Origin of the sequence: Phenylobacterium deserti (assembly GCF_003254705.1) — a bacterium.
Classification (GTDB): Bacteria; Pseudomonadota; Alphaproteobacteria; order Caulobacterales; family Caulobacteraceae; genus Phenylobacterium; species Phenylobacterium deserti.
The window spans coordinates 247,424-266,085 of sequence record NZ_QFYR01000003.1 but is presented as its reverse complement, the minus strand read 5'-3'; the positions used below and the strand labels follow the sequence as shown (position 1 = coordinate 266,085).

11 protein-coding genes are annotated in these 18,662 nt (G+C 67.7%); 3 read left to right on the top strand and 8 right to left on the bottom strand.

Features of this window, described 5'->3' with window-relative positions; genetic code table 11:
- Positions 1–199: 199 nt before the first annotated feature.
- From treY to glgB, 5 genes are read right to left on the bottom strand one after another with little or no spacing between them, the layout of a single operon-like run.
- Positions 200–2,761 (bottom strand): malto-oligosyltrehalose synthase, encoded by a 2,562-nt coding sequence (treY, locus tag DJ018_RS13865; protein ID WP_111515554.1) that lies wholly within the window; start codon positions 2,759–2,761, stop codon positions 200–202.
- Positions 2,758–4,722: a 4-alpha-glucanotransferase gene (gene malQ, locus DJ018_RS13860; RefSeq protein ID WP_111515553.1), complete on the bottom strand. Its 1,965-nt coding sequence runs from the start codon at positions 4,720–4,722 to the stop codon at positions 2,758–2,760. The genes treY and malQ overlap by 4 nt, the downstream gene beginning before the upstream one ends.
- The gene (gene treZ / locus DJ018_RS13855; protein WP_111515552.1) at positions 4,719–6,461 is read right to left on the bottom strand and encodes a malto-oligosyltrehalose trehalohydrolase; all 1,743 of its coding nucleotides are present in this window, start codon (positions 6,459–6,461) and stop codon (positions 4,719–4,721) included. The genes malQ and treZ overlap by 4 nt, the downstream gene beginning before the upstream one ends.
- Entirely contained in the window at positions 6,458–8,560 is a 2,103-nt protein-coding gene (gene glgX / locus DJ018_RS13850) for a glycogen debranching protein GlgX (RefSeq protein ID WP_111515551.1), read from the bottom strand. The genes treZ and glgX overlap by 4 nt, the downstream gene beginning before the upstream one ends.
- The gene (glgB, locus tag DJ018_RS13845) at positions 8,557–10,710 is read right to left on the bottom strand and encodes a 1,4-alpha-glucan branching protein GlgB (RefSeq protein ID WP_205853773.1); all 2,154 of its coding nucleotides are present in this window, start codon (positions 10,708–10,710) and stop codon (positions 8,557–8,559) included. The genes glgX and glgB overlap by 4 nt, the downstream gene beginning before the upstream one ends.
- Before the next feature lie 211 nt (positions 10,711–10,921).
- Between glgB and glgA the strand changes: the two genes are divergently transcribed.
- On the top strand, positions 10,922–12,574 hold the full coding sequence (gene glgA, locus DJ018_RS13840) for a glycogen synthase GlgA (protein WP_111515549.1): 1,653 nt from the start codon (positions 10,922–10,924) through the stop codon (positions 12,572–12,574).
- A 144-nt stretch (positions 12,575–12,718) separates the two neighbouring features.
- Positions 12,719–13,087 (top strand): GIY-YIG nuclease family protein, encoded by a 369-nt coding sequence (locus DJ018_RS13835; RefSeq protein ID WP_205853772.1) that lies wholly within the window; start codon positions 12,719–12,721, stop codon positions 13,085–13,087.
- A gap of 7 nt (positions 13,088–13,094) precedes the next feature.
- On the opposite strand, the gene DJ018_RS13830 is transcribed toward DJ018_RS13835, so the two are convergent.
- Positions 13,095–14,396: a pyridoxal phosphate-dependent aminotransferase gene (locus tag DJ018_RS13830; RefSeq protein ID WP_111515548.1), complete on the bottom strand. Its 1,302-nt coding sequence runs from the start codon at positions 14,394–14,396 to the stop codon at positions 13,095–13,097.
- 138 nt (positions 14,397–14,534) lie between these two features.
- Complete coding sequence (locus DJ018_RS13825) at positions 14,535–16,337, bottom strand: IlvD/Edd family dehydratase (RefSeq protein WP_111515547.1); 1,803 nt, start codon at positions 16,335–16,337, stop codon at positions 14,535–14,537.
- A 208-nt stretch (positions 16,338–16,545) separates the two neighbouring features.
- Here DJ018_RS13825 and DJ018_RS13820 point away from each other — a divergent pair, with 208 nt between their 5' ends.
- A complete protein-coding gene (locus DJ018_RS13820; RefSeq protein ID WP_111515546.1) occupies positions 16,546–17,865 on the top strand; it encodes a sugar MFS transporter in 1,320 nt (439 codons plus the stop codon).
- On the opposite strand, the gene DJ018_RS13815 is transcribed toward DJ018_RS13820, so the two are convergent.
- On the bottom strand, positions 17,862–18,635 hold the full coding sequence (locus tag DJ018_RS13815) for a FadR/GntR family transcriptional regulator (protein ID WP_111515545.1): 774 nt from the start codon (positions 18,633–18,635) through the stop codon (positions 17,862–17,864). The genes DJ018_RS13820 and DJ018_RS13815 overlap by 4 nt on opposite strands.
- Between the last annotated feature and the right edge of the window lie 27 nt (positions 18,636–18,662).

Genomic DNA, 18,662 nt, shown 5'->3' with positions numbered 1-18,662 from the left:
ATGCATTTTCCGGGGCGAATCCTGCAGCGCGGCGGCTCACGAATGCCCGCCGGGCTGGCTTGCGGCGACTCAGAGACCGGCTGCTGGCGCGGACGGGTCCGGCCGATTCCCACCCTGCAGCCATGTCCTGTCTTCAGCACGGTCAGCGCCGCGCCACCGTCGACGTCGGCAAACTGCTATCTCAGATTGTGCTTGCCGCTCACAAGGCGTCCAACTGAGCGGCGAACACGCGGTCAGCGGCGAACTCCGCCAGACGGAGGGACTGTGCGCCCTCCAGACGCAGCTGGGTGTCGCCCCACCATTCTGGTGCTACGGCCGGGGCGCCTGTGAGGCCGCTTGCGTCCGCGGTGCGAAGCAGCGCCGCGACAGTGAGAACCCGGCCGCCATGGCGACGGCGGAAAGCGAGCACCGAGCCTGCACGGGCGCCGACCACTTCGAGCGGCGAAAGATCAGCGCTGGCGAACAGGTCGGGATCGCGAGCACGCATGGAAAGCAGCTCAGCGATCAGCGCCTGCTTTGGACCGCCGGACCGCCAGTCGAGACCTGAAGACCCCAAACTACGAGGCCGGGCCGGGTAGTCCACGGGACGCCGATTGTCCGGGTCAACGAGGCTGAAGTCCCAGAACTCGCAGCCCTGGTAGAGATCGGGCACGCCCGGAAGGGTGAGCCGAAGGCCGGCTTGCACCAAACCCTTGGCTGCGCCGGCGGGAGCGATGTCTTGGACGAAGGCTGCGATCTGTTCGCGGGTCGCGGCGCCCTGCGGCTCCGTCAGAAGCCCGTGCAGGTGGGTCGTGCAAACACCTTCGTAGGTCTCGTCGGGAACCGCCCAGGACGAGCGCAGCTTGCCCTCTCGCAGAGCTTTGATCTGCCAGGCGGCCACACGCTCGGCGAACTGGCTCAGGCCTTCGGCATCGTCAGCCGTGAGATCCAGCGGCCAGGCGCCCACGATCATCTGCAGCACGAACAGGGCGTCGGCAGGATCGACGCCGGCGGCTGCCGCCTCGTGGACCCAAGGCTCGGCGCGGTCGATCCAGTCTGGAGCTATCTCGCTGAGGACGGAGAGCCGCGCTCGAACGTCCTCGCCGCGTTTGTGGTCGTGCGTGGCGGTCGTCAGCATGGCGCCGGGGAAGCACTCGCCACGCTCGCGGCACAGGGTCAGGAATGCGCGCGGCGTTTCGGAGAACCTAGCCGGATCGAAGCCCACGTCGTTGCGCGAGAGCAGGCGGCCGTAGCGGTAGAAGGCGGTGTCTTCCACCGACTTGGCCGCGATGGGCGCGCTGAGCTGCTGGAAGCGGCGTACGGCGTCGGCCCGCAACGCCGTGTCGCCCGGACCTTGGCCCGCCAGCCAGGCGGCGATCAGGCGGATCACAGCCTCGTCGAGCGGGGCGGCTGCAATGGCCTTGTCGACAGCGATCTGGAGCAGAGGGGCGTCTGCCGTGGGCGCCGTCTGGCCCGTGCCGTAGGTGCGGTACACCGAGAAGGACTCGACCAGCGCCGCGGCGGCGCGACGGAACGCGGCCAAGCCGAAGTCGCGGGTTTCGAGCGCGCTCTGGCCGGCCCGGTGCAGGGTGGCCGCGACGGTGTCCAGCTGCCCGGCAAAGCCGCGATGCAGGATTTCCTGGCGGGCGATGTGCTCTTCGCTTTGGAAATCTGCGGGGCGGCCGCTGATGCGCGCCCAGAAGTCAGCCAGCGGCTCGGCGCCCTCCGGTGCATGGAGCACGGCTGAGACCTCGTTCATAAACTCGTAGCCCGTTGTCCCGTCGACCTCCCAGTCGGACGAGAGGGCCTCGCCTGCGCCGAGGATCTTCTCGACGATGAGATAGGCGCGGTTCTGGCGGTCCGCCGGCCGCTCGGCCCGGCGCTCTTCCAGCGCTGCGCGCAGTCGGCGGCAGTAGCCTGCGGGATCGGCGAGGCCGTCCACATGGTCCACGCGCACCCCATCGATGAGGCCCTCGGCATAGAGGCGCAGGGGCAGGGCGTGAACGGCGTCGAACACCTCCGGCTCCTCGATCCGCAGGCCGGCCAGTTCGGTGATGTCGAAGAAGCGCCGCCAATTGATGGCGTCTCCCGCGCTGCGCCACCAGGCCAGCCGCCAGTGCTGCTTCTCGATCAAGGCGTGCAGGCGTTCACGAGCTGCGTCGTTGGCCCCGTCGTAGTGCGCGTCGATTTTGTCGCGTGAGAGCGAGCGCAGGTCGGCGGCTCCGGTCCGAGCGAGCACCTCCGCGTGGTCTTCGGGTCGAATGGGGAAGCGGTGCGCGCCGTAGGCCACCAGGGAGATGCGGCCCAGGTCCGGCTCGGCTTCCAGCTGCAGATCGCCCGAACGGAGCACCTCGGCGTAGGGCGCGCCAAGGAACGGAGCGAGCACCTTGCCCCTCAGGCTCGCATCCTCCGGCTCCCAATCGATGTCGAAGAAGCGGGCGTACCGGCTGGCGGGACCGTTCTCGAGGACGTCCAGCCACCAGCCGTTTTCCTCGCCGCCGACGGCGACGTGGTTCGGCACGATGTCGAGGATGATGCCGAGGCCCCGGGCGCGCAGGGCGGCGGCCATGTCGCGGAAGGCCTGCTCCCCCCCGAGGTGCGGATTGATGGTGGAGGGATCCACCACATCGTAGCCGTGGGTTGAGCCCTTGCGGGCGGTCGCGATGGGCGAGGCGTAGAGATGGCTTATGCCCAGATCCGCCCAATAGTCCGCCAGCGGGGCGGCGTCTGCGAAGGTGAAGCCGGCGTGGAACTGTACGCGGTAGGTGGCGCGAGGGATCATCGGGGCCGTTCGGTGTTGAGGCTGTCGAGGCGCCGCCGCACGGCGGGCTCTTCGAAGAAGGCGTCGGCCGCCAGCGGCAGGCGCCGGCGCCAATTCGGATGCCGCTCGACGATGCCGGGCAGGTTCACCTGTTCCTCGACCCCGAGCAGGTCCTCGACGGGAACGAGCAGCAGCTCGCAGGCGGTGGCGGCGGTCATCGCGATGGCCGCGTCTACGACGGGTTGGGTTTCGGACGGCGGCGGCTCGGGGCCGTCCGCAGCGCCAGCTTCGCTTAGCGCCTGCCAGAGCAGGTGGCGGTGTTCCGCCCGTTCGGCGTCGTCCGCGACGCGGTCCTTGGCGTCGCCCAGGCGATCACGCCATTCGATGTCCCGCCCGGCCCACCAGCCGGCGACGGGCGGCAGGTCGTGGGTGCTGGTCATGGCCGCGGCGCCGGCGTCGTAGTCTTCGGGGCGCTTGAAGCCGCCGTCCTTGGTGCGTTCGAACGCCAGGACGCGCATGCCGAGCAGGCCGCGACCTTCCAGCATGTCCCGCAGACCTGGCGGCACGACGCCGAGATCCTCGCCGATCACCACCGCCTGTGCGCGTTGCGATTCAAGCGCGATCAGCCGCAGCAGATCTTCGAACGGGTACTTCAGGTAAGCGCCTTCCAGCGGGCTGGCGCCTTCCGGCAGCACCCAGATTCGCTTCAGGCCCAGCGCATGGTCGATCCGCACCCCGCCCGCGTGGCGTAGGGCCGACCGCAGCGTCTTCAGGAAGGGCGCGAAGCCGCCGCGGATCAGCGCGTCGGGCGCGAAGCTGGTGATGCCCCAGCCCTGGCCGTTCGCTTGGAAGGCGTCCGGCGGCGCACCGAGGGTCAGGCCGGTGAGAAGGTCCTCACGTCGCGACCAAGCATGGGCGCCTGCGGGGTCGAGCCCGACCGCCAGGTCGGTGATCAGGCCGATGCCCATGCCGGCGGCGCGAGCCGCCGCGTGCGCTTGGCCAAGGCTCAGGTCCGCAAGCCACTGCAGGGTGAGGTGGAAGGCGATCTCGTCGTTCAGGCCGAGCTCGGCCGCGGCGGCCTCGGCTGCGTGGGTGTCCTGGAAGGGCGCGGGCCAGGCGCGCCAGTCATGGATCTGCTGGGTTCGGCGGAAATGGCCGTGAAGGGCTTCGAACAGGGCGTGACGGCGCAGGTCCTCGCCCCCGTTCTGGACGAACGATCGGTAGCGGGCATCCTGATTGGCGGCTCCCACCAGAGCCCGCAACTCGGTCAGCTTGGCTGGCGAAGCCTCGGGCCAGTCGATCAGATCTGCCGGCGGCTGCGCTGTGCGGGTGACGCCCAGGACGGCAGGGTCGGCGAAGAGGCCGTTCAGCCAGTCACGGCTTGAGGGTGAATAGGGACTGTAGTGATTGGGATCGGCTGCAAACAGCGCGTGGACCGGGCTGATGGCTAGCGCGTCCGCTCCGGCCTGGCCCGCCTTCGCGGCGAAGGCGGCAAGGTCGCCGAAGTCGCCGAAACCGCCAGGCCCCGCCAGGCTGTAGATTTGGGTGGTCAGCCCCCAGCTGCGCCGCTCAAGAAGATCGGTGGGCGTGACGCAGCGATCCGGGCAGACCGCCAGGGTGAGCTGGCGGTCCGCGAGTTCCAGGGAATGGTAGCCGGGCTCAGCGATCGCAGGCAGCACGCCGCCCTTGATCCGGACGTCACGGACCTCCCCAGATTCTAGCCGGAGTTTCCCGGCGCCATCGGCGGCGGCGATAAGGATCGGCTGCCCAACATCGACCGCGAGGAAGTCCGGCGCTGGCGCGGCCTTCAGGCGTGACAGGCTCTCCCGGCAAGCGGCCTCGGTGTCGCAAGCATAGCCAAGGGCCGTGAGGATCGCGCGAACAGCGTCAGGCGCGACCCTCTGCGGGACGCTCTGGGTATCCTCCCAATCGAGGATCAGACCCGCAGCTTCCGCGAGATCGGATAGGGCGTCCTGGCTCATGCTTGCGGCTCCAGCCAGGCGATGAACGCTGCGGGGGCGAGTTGGTCGTCTTCTGCGGCAAGGCCAAGATCGAACACGGGCGCATCCTGCGGCGGATCTTTCAGGGTCACCGCTTCATCACCGAGGTTGAGCGCCACCGTGAGCCGTTGGTCACCGAGGCTCCAGGCGGCCTGCACGGCCTTTGGCCCGAGCGCCACGCCGCCCAGGCTGCGCGCCTCGTCCAGGTATGGAACTATGTGATCGCGGCGGAGGGCGAGGAGACTGCCCACCAAGGCGCGCCAGCTTTCGGCATCAGGGCCGGGCTCTGGTCTCGAGCTCTCGAAGGTGCTCGCCGCATTCGGATCCGGGATTTTCTGCCGGGCCTCTGGATCGGCAAAGGCCGGGAACTTGGCGAATTCCTTGCGCCGCCCCTCGCGCACCGCGTCCGCCAGCTCGTCGTGGAAGTCGGTGAAGAAGAGGAACGGCGTCTGGGAGCCGTCCTCCTCACCCATGAACAGCAGGGGGATCTGCGGGCAAAGCAGCAGCAAGCCCATGGCCGCCTGCAGCCGCTCTGGGGCGACCAGAGCCGTCAGGCGCTCGCCCAGGGCCCGATTGCCGACCTGGTCGTGGTTCTGGAGGAAGGTGACGAAGGCGGTCGGCGACAGGTGACCGCTAGCCGTCCCGCGCGGCGCGCCATCATGGTTGGGCGAGCCTTCACCCTGGTAGATGAAGCCCTCCGCCAGGCATCGCGCCAGCTTCTCAGCCGGCTGTTCCGCAAAGTCCTGATAGTAGGCCTGCGTCTCGTCGGTGAGCAGGACGTGCAGGACATTGTGGAAGTCATCGTTCCACTGGGCGGTGTAGCCGCGCGTCAGCCGCGCCGCGTCGTTGCTCTCGTTCTCGAGGATCAGGTGGACCTCGCGGTCCGGAACCGCCGAGCTGACTTCCGCGGCCATGCGGTCGAGGAAGGTCTCGTCCGCGATGGCGTGCACCGCGTCGAACCGCAGGCCGTCGAGGCGGAACTCGCTTAGCCAGTAGATCGCATTGTCGATGAAGAAGCGGGCCACCGGCTCGCGTCCGAAGGCGATCGCCGCGCCCCAAGGAGTCTGCCGGCTCTCGTCAAAGAACTCCGGCGCGTAGGCGGGCAGGTAATTCCCGTCCGGTCCGAAGTGGTTGTAGACGACGTCCAGGAAGATCATCAGGCCGAGGCGGTGGGCCTCGTCCACGAGGGCCTTCAGCTCGTCGGGCGATCCATAGGCCGCTGCGGGGGCGTAAGGGAGAACGCCGTCATAGCCCCAGTTGCGTTGCCCTGAGACAGCCGCGACCGGCATCAGCTGGACCGCCGTGACGCCAAGTTCCGCCAGCGACGGCAGACGGGCGGCCACGCCGGCGAAGCCGCCCAGCACGCCAGCGTGAACTTCCTGAACCACCGTCTCGCGCCAGGGCCGGCCCAGCCATTCCGATTGCCGCCAGCTGTAGGCGGTCGGATCGGTGACCAAGCTCCAGCCATGGACGTCGCCCGCCTGCGCTCGGGACGCCGGATCCGGAACGGCGAGGCCGTTCTCCAGCCGGTACCGGTAGCGCGCACCGGGTGAGGCCTGCACTATCGTTTCGAACCAGCCGTCCGCGCCGGTCTCGAGCGCCAGGGCGTCACGGCCTTCGATCTCCAGGCTAAGGCGGGTCTGCCCCGGCGCCCAAAGGCGAAAACGGGTTCGGCCGTCTCCAAGCCAAGTCGCGCCCCAGTCGGACCCAGACGAGCTCATTGTGCGGGCTCCAGGCAGCGGACCAGCACCGCGGCGCCGGCGCCCACCTCGTAACCCTCATCCCGGAAGGCGAGCTCGCCGGTGGGGTTTGCGCTGTCGACGAGCACTTCGGGGTTGGTCGCAGGCTTCGGGAGGGTGAAGGTGATCGCCTCATGGCTGCCGTTGAGCAGCAGGGTGAGCGTTTCCATGGCGCCGTCATCCAACAGGCGAGCCCGGCGCATGACCAGGGCGCGGCCTTCCGGATTTCGCCAGTCGTCCTGAGTGAGGTTCATGCCGCGCTCATCGAACCAGTCGATGTCGAGAACGCCTGGGGCGACCTTCTGCTGGCCATAAAGAAAATGCGTCGAGCGCAGCAGCGGGTGCGCCTTCCGCAAGGCGATCAGTCGAGCCGTGAAGTCGATCAGCGGCTGGGCGGCTTCGCCTTGCAGCTGGTCCCAGTCGAACCAGCTCAGCTCGTTGTCCTGGCAGTAGGCGTTGTTGTTGCCGTTCTGGCTGCGACCGAACTCGTCCCCACCCAGCAGCATGGGAGTGCCTAACGAGGCGAACAGCGTCACCAGCATGGAACGTCGGGCCCGGTCGCGCTGCGCCTGAATATCGGCATCGTCGGTGGAGCCCTCGGCGCCCCAATTGCGGGAATAGTTCTCGCTGTGGCCGTCGCGGTTGTCTTCGCCGTTCGCCTCGTTGTGCTTACCCTCGTAGCTGACCACGTCGTTCAGGGTCATGCCGTCGTGGGCGGTGAGGAGGTTGACGCTGGCCCAGGGGCGGCGCGCCCGCCGGTCGAAGAGGTCGCCGGAGCCGGCCAGTCGAGCGGCGAGGTCGGGGCGCATCTCCGCATCGCCCCGCCAGAACTTGCGCACCGTGTCGCGAAACTTGTCGTTCCACTCGGCGAAGCCCGGGGGGTGATTGCCGAGCTGGTATCCGCCCGGGCCGATGTCCCACGGCTCGGAAATCAGCTTCAGGCGCCCGAGCACCGGATCCTGACGCAGGGCCTGGAAGAAGGCCGCGCTGGGGCTGAACCCGTCGTTGCCTTCACGGCCGAGCGTGACGCCGAGGTCGAAGCGGAAGCCGTCCACCCGGAACGACTGGGCCCAGTACCGCAGGCTGTCGGTGACCATCTGCAGCACGCGCGCCTTGGAGAGGTCCAGGGTGTTGCCCGTGCCGGTGTCGTTGATGCAGTGGCGCGGGGCGTCCTGAACCAGGCGATAGTAGGTGGCGTTGTCCAGGCCGCGGAAGCTGAGGGTCGGGCCCATCTCGCTGCCCTCGGCCGTGTGGTTGTAGACCACGTCGAGGATCACCTCGATCCCGCTGGCGTGCAGGCGCCGCACCGCCAGACGGAACTCGTCGTGACTGCCGCTGGCGAGATAGCGAGCTTCCGGCGCGAAGAAGGTGAGGGTGTTGTAGCCCCAGTAGTTCGTCAGCCCGCGTTCCTGCAGGAAGCGGTCCTGAACGAAGCCGTGGACCGGCAGCAGCTCGAGCGCCGTGACGCCGAGCCGCCGCAGGTGGTCGATCACCTTGGGATGAGACAAGGCGGCGAAGGTGCCGCGTTCCGGGGGGCTGACCTCTTCCAGGAGCGCGGTGAGGCCTTTGACGTGAGCCTCGTAGATCACCGTCTCGGACCAGGGGGTGTTGGGGCGCTGGTCGCCCGTCCAGTCGAAGGCCTCGGCCGTGACAACCGACTTCGGCATGGCCGGAGCGCTGTCGCGGCGATCGAAGCTGAGATCGGCCCTGTGCGAGCCGACGCGATAGCCGTGCAGGGCGTCCGTCCAGCGCAGCTTACCCGCAAGACGACGCGCGTAGGGGTCGATCAGCAGCTTGTTTGGGTTGAAGCGGTGGCCTTGCTCCGGCCGATAAGGACCGTAGGCGCGGTAGCCATAGAGCTGACCCGGGCGGGCGTCGGGCAGATAGCCGTGCCAGACCTCGTCGGTGCATTCGGGCAAGGAATAGCGCTTCAGCTCGCGACGGCCGGAGGGGTCGAAGAGACAAAGATCGATCCGCTCGGCGTTCGCCGAGAAGACCGCAAAGTTCACGCCCAAACCGTCGAACGTGGCGCCGAGGGGGTAGGGAGAGCCGGCCTCGAGGCGCTCAGGCAGAATGTTCAAACAACGGGTCCTTCGTAGCGGAGGAAAACAGCGGCCAGCGGCGGGAAACTGAGCTCAAGGCTTTGGGCGTGGCCGTGATCGGGTTCGGCGGCGGTCCGAACGGTCCCGCCGGAGCCGAAGTTCCCGCCCCCATAGATTTCGGCGTCGCTGTTCAGGATCTGGCGCCACTGGCCGGATTCCGGCACGCCCACGCGAACCCCGGTTCGCGGCACGGGCGTGGTGTTCAGGAGAACAAGGATCGGCGCGCCGCCGTGGAACGAGCGCCGGACAAACGCGAACAGGCCCATGCCGTGGTCGTTCTCGATTAGCCAGCTGAAGCCGCGGGGGTCGGCATCGGTGTGGTGCAGGGCGCCTTCGGTCCGATAAAGGCGGTTCAGGTCGGCCACCAGCCGCTGGATCCCATGGTGCTCAGGCTGCTGAAGCAGCCCCCAGTCCAGTTCTCGGTCGTGGTTCCACTCGGCCCACTGGGCGAGCTCGCCGCCCATGAACAGCAGCTTCTTGCCCGGGTGGGCCCACATCAGACCGAATAGGGCCCGCAGGTTGGCGAACTTCTGCCAGCGGTCGCCCGGCATCTTTTCGATCAGCGAGCCCTTGCCGTGCACCACCTCATCGTGGCTGAGCGGCAGGATGTACCGTTCGCTGAAGGCGTAGCTGAGGCCAAACCCGATGTCGCCGCCGTGCCAGCCGCGGTGGATCGGATCGCGCTCGAAGTAGCGTAGGGTGTCGTTCATCCACCCCATGTTCCACTTGTAGGTGAAGCCGAGGCCGCCGTGTTCCACGGCTGCGGTGACGCCCGGCCAGGCCGTGGACTCTTCAGCGATGGTGACGGCTGTCGGACAGCGGGCGGCCACCACTTCGTTCATGCGGCGCAGGAAGGCCACGGATTCGAGGTTCTCACGGCCGCCATAGATGTTCGGCGTCCATTCGCCGTGAGCGCGGCTGTAGTCCCGGTAAAGCATGGAGGCGACAGCGTCGACACGCACGCCGTCGATGTGGAACCGCTCCAGCCACCAGAGGGCGGAGGCGATCAGGAAGCCCTGCACCTCCGTGCGGCCGAGGTTGTAGATCAGGGTGTTCCAGTCGGGGTGGTAGCCTTCCTTGGGATCGGCATGCTCGTAGAGGGCGGTGCCGTCGAACTGCTCCAGCCCGTGCGCGTCACTGGGGAAGTGCGCCGGCACCCAGTCCAGGATCACGCCGATGCCGGCCTGGTGGCAGCGGTCGACGAACCGGGCGAAACCGTCCGGCGAGCCGTAGCGGGCGCTGGGCGCAAAGAGCGACAAGGGCTGGTAGCCCCATGAGCCGCCGAACGGATGCTCCATGATCGGGAGCAGCTCGATGTGCGTGAAGCCAAGGTCCTGGATGTAGGGGATCAGCTGATCCGCCAGTTCGTCCCAGTTGTGCGTCGGGCGCTCGTCCCAAGGACGCCGCCAAGATCCTGGGTGGAGTTCATAGACGGAGATCGGCGCGCCAGGGTGGCGGTTCTCACCGCGCCGGGCCATCCATTCGTCATCCGACCAGGCGTGCTCCAGCTGTGGCGCGACGATGGAGGCGGTGGCCGGCGGCGCCTCGGTGGCGCGGGCGAGGGGGTCGGCTTTTTGCCGGACGACGCCGTCCGCGCCTTCGATCTCGAACTTGTAGCGCTCGCCTGGGCCGAGGCGCGGCAGGAAGATCTCCCACACGCCGGCGGCGTGGCGCAGGCGCATGGGATGACGGCCGCCGTCCCAGCCGTTGAAGTCGCCGATCACGCTGACCCACCGGGCGTTGGGAGCCCAGACGGAGAAGGCCACCCCGTCCACGCCTTCATGCGTGCAGGGCAGGGCGCCCATGCGATCCGCCAAGTCCCAGAGCGAGCCTGATGCAAATTGCTGCAGCGCCCCTTCGTCGAGCACCGGCCCGAAGCTGTAGGGATCCTCCACCTCCTGCGGGCCGTCCGGCCAGAAGATGCGCAGCAGGTAAGGCGACTTGCTATTCGCTCGGCCGATGAACAGGCCGGAGGCGATCTCCTCCAGGCTCACGACCTTGCGGCGGTTGCCCCGGCTGATGATTTCGACGCCGGCGGCGCCCGGCATGAAGACGCGGAATTCACCCGCGTGACGCCCAAGAAACCCAAACGGATCCCGCGCCCAATCGCCCACGCCGCTTCGCTGCACGCACGCCCCCTCTGTTGCCGCAAGGGAGGAACGCCTGAGCTTCCGTTCCGTGCCGCAAAAAGTTTGCTGCGGTGCGGAACCACCAAGGGGGCAACTTTGTTTCCGATGGAAGTGGGGCAAAACCCCCCACGGGGCGTGTCATGATGAAAACGAAAATCATTCAAGGCGAGGCGTGCATGCGCTTCGCGGGCGTTTTGCGCGCGGGTGGTCAATGACCGGCCCGGTCGTACTCTCCGTCGCTGCAGAGGTTTTCCCTCTGATCAAGACGGGCGGGCTGGCCGACGTCGTCGGCGCCCTTCCGCATGCGCTGGAGAAGGAGGGCGTACGCGTCCAGACCCTCGTCCCCGGCTACCCGGCGGTGATGTCGGCCCTGGAAACCAGCCAAGTGGTGCACAAGTTCCCGGACTTGATGGGCGGCGAAGCTGATCTGCTTCGCGCGCGGGCCAAGGGTCTGGATCTGTTCGTCCTCGACGCACCGCATCTCTACGACCGTCCCGGCAACCCTTACCTCCAGAAACCCAATGTGGAGTGGGCGGATAACGGCGTGCGCTTCGCCGCGTTGGCGCTGGTGGGGGCCGAGATCGGCACCGGCCTGCTCGACGATTACCGCCCGGATGTCATCCAGGCTCACGACTGGCATGCGGGCCTTTTGCCGGCCTACCTGCACTACAGCGGCAAGGCCGCGCCGCCCGTGGTCCTGTCGATCCATAACTTGGCCTTCCAGGGCCGCTTCCCGGCGCATCTGCTCGGCAAGCTCGGCAAGCTCGGCCTGCCGGAGAGCGCGATGGGGGTCGACGGCGTCGAATACTACGGAGACATCGGCTTCCTGAAAGCCGGGATCCGGTTCGCGGACCAGATCACCACCGTCTCGCCGAGCTACGCCAACGAGATCACCACCGAGGCCGGCGGAATGGGCCTGGGCGGCTTGCTGAAGACCCGCAGCCGTGACCTGGTCGGGATCCTGAACGGCATCGACATCGATGTGTGGAACCCCGCGACGGATCCGGATCTGCCGGCGCAATACGACGCCACCTGCCTGGATCGCCGCGCCATCAACAAGGCCGAGCTGCAGCGTCGGTTCGGCCTGAAGCAGGATCCGCGCAAACCGCTGTTCGGCATCGTCAGCCGCCTGACCACGCAGAAGGGCGTCGACCTGTTGCTGTCGGTCCTGCCGCAACTGTTCGCCGAAGGCGCTCAGCTGGTGGTGGTCGGGATGGGCGACCCCTCTTTCGAAGAGGCGTTTCGCCGCGCCGAGGAACAGTACCCGGGCTGCATGGGCGAATTCTTTGGCTACTCCGAAGAGCTGACCCACCTGACCCAGGGCGGAGCGGACGCCATTCTGGCGCCGTCGCGCTTCGAGCCCTGCGGCCTGACCCAGTTGTGCGCCATGCGCTATGGCGCCCTCCCGGTCGTTTCGCGCACGGGCGGGCTGTCCGACACCATCATCGACGCCAACTCGGCCGCCATGGCCCGCTCCGCCGCCACTGGCGTGCAGTTCTGGCCGGCCAACGAGCACAACCTCGAAGAAGCCATCCGGCGCACCTGCGCCCTGTACCGCCACCCGAAGATCTGGCGGAACATCCAGCTCAACGCCATGGCGGCGGACAGCTCTTGGCGCTTCTCGGCCGCGATCTATGCGGACCTGTTCCGCAATCTGGCGGGCATGCCGGCGCCGTCCGCAGAAGCGATCGCCGAGGAAGCGGCCAGCCAAGCCAAGACCGCGGGCACGGCGGCTGAACTGGCCGAGCCTCGCAGCTTCGAGCCTGCGACGGAAGAGCCGGTGGAGCAGGAGCTCCGCAAGCCTGCCGCTCCCCGCCGCTTGCGACGCCGGACTGCGCCCGCCGCTCAGGCCCGCGCTTCCTGATTCTTGGCGGCCGCGCCGCGGCTGTTCAAGGCTGAGATATCCAGCGCCCCGGCGAAGGTGGCCGCCGCTTACGAACGCTAGAAGGTGGAGCGGCGTCCTCGTTAGTCCGTGGCGTCATGGGCGGCGGCGGCTTAGATGTGGCGGATGTTCCACCCCGCTGGTCCCGCATGGCTGGCGCAAGCGCACCGCGCCGCGCGGACGCTGACCGCAACGACCCGCCATGCCCGGGGAGCAGGGCATTCGGTCTACGCGGTGCTGCTGCACGACGGGCGGCGCAGCGAGCCTTGGGGTCTGTATATCGGGCAAACCTCGCGCGACCCCGACCTGAGGTTCGACCAGCACAAGGCCGGCTACAAGGCGAGCGGCGCGGCCAAGCGGTTCGGCGTGCGGCTGCTTCCCGACTTGGTCGAACACCTCAATCCGATGCGCGCCTGGGAAGCCCTCGAGCTGGAAGCGGCGCTGGCTGAGGTGCTGCGGGAGGCCGGCGTGCCGTGGGTGGAGGGCGGCCACTAGGCCGGTGTCAGTCGCCGCTGCTCAAGTAGCTGGCGAGCGCCCCACGCAGGTCCTGGAGAATGGTCTCGAAGCGAGCTTCATCCGGCTCCAAAAGAGTGAAGCGGAAGCCCTCCAGGTCCGAATTGAAGCCCGTGGAGAGCGGCACCACGCAGATGCCGGTGGAGCCCAGCAGCTGGTAGACGAAGCGGGCGTCAAGCGACCCATGCAGGTGGGGCTCGAGGATGGCTTCGACCTGCGGGGTGAGGGGCAGGCGCTGCCCGGCCTTGAGCGCGCCCTTGCGGAACACGGCCGTCATGTAGAATGCGCCGCGAGCGGGGTGCAGGATCAGCTCGGCTAGGTCGCCGAGCACCTCGACCGCGCGGCGGCTGCGCCGATCGTAGGCCGCGACCCGGGTCTCGAGGTACGGGTAATAGCGCGGATCGCCCATCACCCGCGGCAGCACTTTCTGCGGCAAGGTGGTCGCGCAGACCTCCAGCATCTTGGCTTCGAGCAGCGAGCGCGCGAAGCGGTCGAAGGCCGGGTCCTGGTCGCGATTGTAGATCTCGATCCAGCCGCACCGCGCGCCAGGCCAGGGGAATTCCTTGGAGATGCCGCGCATGGCGATGGCCGGCGTCTTGCCGACGACGGACGCCAGCTTCCTCATGCCGCTGTCGACATAAGCGAGGTTGGAATAGATCTCATCCGAGATCACGAACAGGCCGTGGCGGGCGGCGACGTCGACGATCGCGGCCAGCGTCGCCTCCGGATAGACGAAGCCCGTCGGGTTATCGGGGTTGATGATGATGATCGCAGCGATCTGGGGATTGGCGATGATCTTCGCCTCAAGGTCCGCCAGGTCGGGCGTCCAGCCATTCTCCGGGTCCAGCCGATAGGTCATGTGCGGCGCGCCGGCGTGCGCCGCTTCCGCCGACGAGTGGGTCGGGTAGGCGGGATTGGGCCCGATCACCCGGGCGCCCGGATGCAGCGCGCCGTAGAGAGTGGAAATCGCGTCGCCGAGGCCGTTGAAAAACAGGATGTCATCCGGCGTGATCTGAATCCCGCCTTCGATGTTGCGCTCGTGCGCGATGTAGCGGCGCGCTTCGTCCAACCCCTTGGTTGGCGAGTAGGCGAAGCTGAGGTCTTCGCCAGCGGCCTGGGTTACGATCTCCTTGATCCAGTCGGGAACCCGCTCGCCCTTGGCGACCGGATCGCCGATGTTCTCCCAGCGGATTGGCGCGCCTGTGGCCTCGATGGCGCGGGCGACTTCGACGATCTGGCGGATCTCGTAGCGCAGGTTGTCCGCGCCGGGGTGGACGATGTCCGTACGCAAGTGCGGGATCTCTACGCTGGCTGGCCGGGCAAGGCCGGCGGGTGAGTCTAGGACAAGCTACCTAGTCCATTGCGCCGCCGCTGTGGAGAAGGAACGCATGATCACGATCTTCCCCGCCCGCGGCGGCGCCCAGCACCGTCAGTGGTTGTCGCGCGGAAGCCCGCGAACCTGTGCGATCCGCTGGAACTGCTCGGAGCCTTCCAGGATCGCGCCAGTGTCGAGTTGGCCGACCAGGGCGCGCTGGATCTGCTGCCACGGCGTCTGAGAAGCCGGATAGGCATAGCCCCCGGCAGCCTTCAGGGCTTGGCGGCGCTCTTCCAGTTCGGCGTCGGAGATGAGGACATCCGCCGTGCCTTTCCCTAAATCGATCCGCACGCGGTCGCCAGTGCGCAAAAGGGCCAAGCCGCCAAGGGCCGCCGCTTCAGGGGACGCGTTCAGGATCGAAGGCGAGCCGGAGGTTCCGGACTGCCGGCCATCGCCGATGCAAGGCATGGCGCTGACGCCTTCACGGATCAGGTAAGCGGGCGGCCGCATGTTCACCACCTCGGCCGCGCCGGGGTAGCCGATCGGACCCGCGCCGCGCATCACCAGCAGCGTGTCGGGCGTGATCCCGAGAGCCGGATCGTCGATCCGGGCGTGATAATCCTCGGGACCGTCGAATACCGCGACCGGACCTTCGAAGGCGTTCGGGCTGTCGGGGTTGGACAGATAGCGTTGGCGGAACTCGGGGCTGATGACGCTGGTCTTCATCACCGCGCCGTCGAACAGGTTGCCCTTCAGCACCAGGAAGCCGGCCGCCGGGACGAGCGGCTGCCCGAACGGGCGGATGACGCGGTCGTCCTCGATCTGCGCCTTGCGGCAGTTCTCGCCGATCGTGCGGCCGTTGACCGTCTTGGCGTCCTCGTGGATCAGGCCCTGGCCCATCAGTTGGGCGACCACCGCCGGCACGCCGCCGGCCCGGTAGTAGTCCTCGCCGAGATACTCGCCGGCGGGCTGCAGATTCACCAGCAGCGGGACGTCGTGGCCATGTTCCTGCCAGTCGCTAAGGTGCAGCTCGGCGCCGACGTGGCGCGCGATCGCCGCCAGGTGGATCGGAGCGTTGGTGGAGCCGCCGATGGCGGAATTCACGACGATCGCGTTGAGGAAGGCCTCACGCGTCATGATGTCGGAGGGCTTCAGGTCCTCGGCCACCATCTCCACGATCCGCTTGCCGGTGTGGTAGGCGACTTCCTGCCGGTCCCGATAGGGCGCCGGGATGGCGGCCGAGCCCGGCAGCATCATCCCGAGCGCCTCGGCCAACGAGTTCATCGTGGTGGCGGTGCCCATGGTGTTGCAGTAGCCAGTCGACGGAGCCGACGAGCTGACCAGGCGGATGAAGCCCTCGTCGTCGATCTGGCCGGCCGCGAGCATTTCGCGGGCCTTCCAAACAATGGTGCCGGATCCGGTGCGCTCCCCCTTATGCCAGCCGTTCAGCATCGGCCCGACCGACAGGGCGATCGCCGGGATGTTCACCGTGGCGGCGGCCATCAGGCAGGCGGGCGTGGTCTTGTCGCAGCCCGTCATCAGCACGACGGCGTCCAGCGGATAGCCGTAGAGCAGCTCCACCAAGCCCAGATAGGCCAGGTTGCGGTCCAGGCCGGCTGTGGGACGCTTGCCCGTCTCCTGGATCGGGTGGACCGGGAACTCGAGAGCGATGCCGCCAGCCTCGCGGATGCCTTCGCGCACGCGCTCGGCCAGCACCAGGTGGTGCCTGTTGCAGGGGCTGAGATCGGAGCCGGTCTGCGCAATGCCGATCACCGGCTTGCCCGAACGCAGTTCCTCCAGGCTCAAGCCGAAATTCAGATAGCGCTCGAGATAGAGCGCCGTCATGTCGATGTTGTCCGGATTGTCGAACCAGGCGCGACTGCGCAGCTTCGGGGGCGAGGAGGGGCTGTCGGTCATCAAGAAACCTGTCGGAGGGAATCGACCAAGGCGATGTTATTCGCTTCGGTGGGACGAGCACCGACGGAACGCCTTAGTCAAAGCCCTTTCCGTCAGCCGCTTGGCCCTATGCAAACCCGCGGTTGACGGGTGTGTCGGGGTTAAATACTCCGACTAGACAGAAAAGAACAATCCGCCATGAGCAGGCGGGCTCGGAGGATAAGGAATCATGGCCGCCCCACCGTCCATCACAGCTTCAGGTGAAGCCGCCCAGACCGGGACCGGAACGGAGTACCGTCCCGCGCTTCGCCTGCTGGCGACGCTGTTCTTCATGTGGGGCTTCATCACGGTCATCAACAACACCCTGCTGCCGCACCTGCGCTCGGTGTTCGACCTCACCTACACCCAGACCACCCTGGTGGAGAGCGTCTGGTTCATCGCCTACTTCGTCGCGTCGATCCCGGCCGCGAAGCTGATCGAGCGGATCGGCTACCAGAAGGCGATGGTGGTCGGGTTGGTGATCATGGCCGTCGGCGCGCTGGGCATGATCCCGGCCGCTCGCATCCCGTCCTATGAAGTGACCCTGGTCGCCCTGTTCGTGATCGCCAGCGGCATCACCCTGCTGCAGGTCGCCGCCAACCCCTATGTGGCGGTGGTCGGCTCGCCCGAGACCGCGTCGGCCCGCCTCAACCTCGTGCAGGCGTTCAACTCTCTGGGCACTACGCTCGCGCCGCTGTTCGGCGGCTACCTGATCCTGTCGCGTTCGCGCTCGGGTACGTCTGAAACCGGGGCCGCAGGCCTCACCGCCGCGGAACGCTTGGCTGACGCTCAGTCCGTGCAGTTGCCCTACCTCATCGTGGCAGTCGTGCTGCTGGCGCTAGCCGTGGTGATCGCGCGCTTTCGGCTGCCGGCAATGGGCGTCGCGACCAGTCGCATCGCCCGCGAGGAACGGCGCAAGCATTCGCTTTGGAAGCACCGCAACCTGGTGTTCGGCGTGCCGGCCATCTTCATCTACCTGATCGCCGAGATCGGGGTGTCGAACCTGTTCATCAACTTCGTTTCGGCGCCGGACATCGGCGGTCTGACCCACGCACAAGCCTCCAACTACCTGTTCCTGCTGTGGGGCGGGATGATGGTCGGCCGTTTCGCGGGCGCTGTGATCATGCAGCGTGTGGCGCCGGAACGGGTGCTCGCCTTCGCCTCAATCGCCGCGGCTGCGGTGATGCTGGTGGCGACCTACACCAGCGGATCGGTCGCCATGTGGGCGATCATCTCGGTGGGCCTGTTTCACTCGATCATGTTCCCGACGATCTTCACGCTCGGGATCCGCGGTCTTGGCCCGCTGACGGAGGAAGGTTCGGGGCTGCTGATCATGGCGATCGCCGGCGGCGCCCTGGTGGTGGTGCAGGGCCGTCTCGCCGACGCCTTTGGTCTGCAGGCTTCGTTCCTGCTGACCGTGGCGTGCGAGCTCTACGTGCTGTTCTACGCTCTGTGGGGCGCGCGCCCGACGGGGGCGCTGCCGCCGGTCGAAGCGGATCCGCGGCCCTAGGTCGCTTCAGGAGCCATGGACGAGCGGGTGTCGTCGAGCGCGAGTTCGACGAGCACCCGCATCGCCGCGCTGGCCGCCTCGGGATCGCCGGCCGCAATCGCATCGAACACACGCACGTGGTCGGGCAGGGGATCGCGGGGCAGGGCGCGCGCCCGCTGCTTGAATTGCGTCGTCCAGTTAACTGCGGCCCCAATGCCGGCAGCGAGGGAGATGACCGCGTTGTTCTGAGTGGCGTTCAGCAGGGCGTCATGGAAATCGCGGTCTGCGGCCCGGCCCGCTTCGGTGGCCAGGGTGTGGCGACGCATCTCGGCGAGAGCATCCTTCATCGCCTTCACATCAGCCTTGGTCCGACGCTGTGCGGCCAAGGCCGCGGCGCCCGGCTCAACCATCGCCCGCAGTTCGAAAAGATCGCGGACGAACTGCACGTCCGGCTCACCTGAGAACGCCCAGGCGAGGACTTGCGGGTCCAGCATGTTCCAGCGGCTGCGAGGCAGGACGCGCGTTCCGGCCCGCGGGCGGCTTTCCACCAAGCCCTTCGCCGTCAGGACCTGCACCGCCTCACGGTAAGCGCTGCGGGAGACGTCCAGGGCTTCGGCGTTCTCGACCTCGCCCGTCAGGCGCTCGCCAGGACGGATGCGGCCGGAAACAATGGCCGTGCCAAGATAATGCGCCACCGCGCCACGAAGGCGTCGGCCCGATCCCTTCGAAGAGCGCCCGATCAACGCCGCTAGTTCAGCCGGCGCAGGCGCGCCCGGCTCATCCAATGACATCCCCGGTCCAGCTCCTTCAGCTCACAC

Excerpts from the sequence above, each read along its gene's own strand:
- DJ018_RS13825 (WP_111515547.1), bottom strand. The coding sequence starts at position 16,337 with ATGACCGACAGCCCCTCCTCGCCCCCGAAGCTGCGCAGTCGCGCCTGG.
- malQ (WP_111515553.1), bottom strand. The coding sequence starts at position 4,722 with ATGAGCCAGGACGCCCTATCCGATCTCGCGGAAGCTGCGGGTCTGATC.
- glgA (WP_111515549.1), top strand. The coding sequence starts at position 10,922 with ATGACCGGCCCGGTCGTACTCTCCGTCGCTGCAGAGGTTTTCCCTCTG.
- DJ018_RS13815 (WP_111515545.1), bottom strand. The coding sequence starts at position 18,635 with ATGTCATTGGATGAGCCGGGCGCGCCTGCGCCGGCTGAACTAGCGGCG.
- treY (WP_111515554.1), bottom strand. The coding sequence starts at position 2,761 with ATGATCCCTCGCGCCACCTACCGCGTACAGTTCCACGCCGGCTTCACC.
- DJ018_RS13835 (WP_205853772.1), top strand. The coding sequence starts at position 12,719 with ATGTTCCACCCCGCTGGTCCCGCATGGCTGGCGCAAGCGCACCGCGCC.
- treZ (WP_111515552.1), bottom strand. The coding sequence starts at position 6,461 with ATGAGCTCGTCTGGGTCCGACTGGGGCGCGACTTGGCTTGGAGACGGC.
- DJ018_RS13820 (WP_111515546.1), top strand. The coding sequence starts at position 16,546 with ATGGCCGCCCCACCGTCCATCACAGCTTCAGGTGAAGCCGCCCAGACC.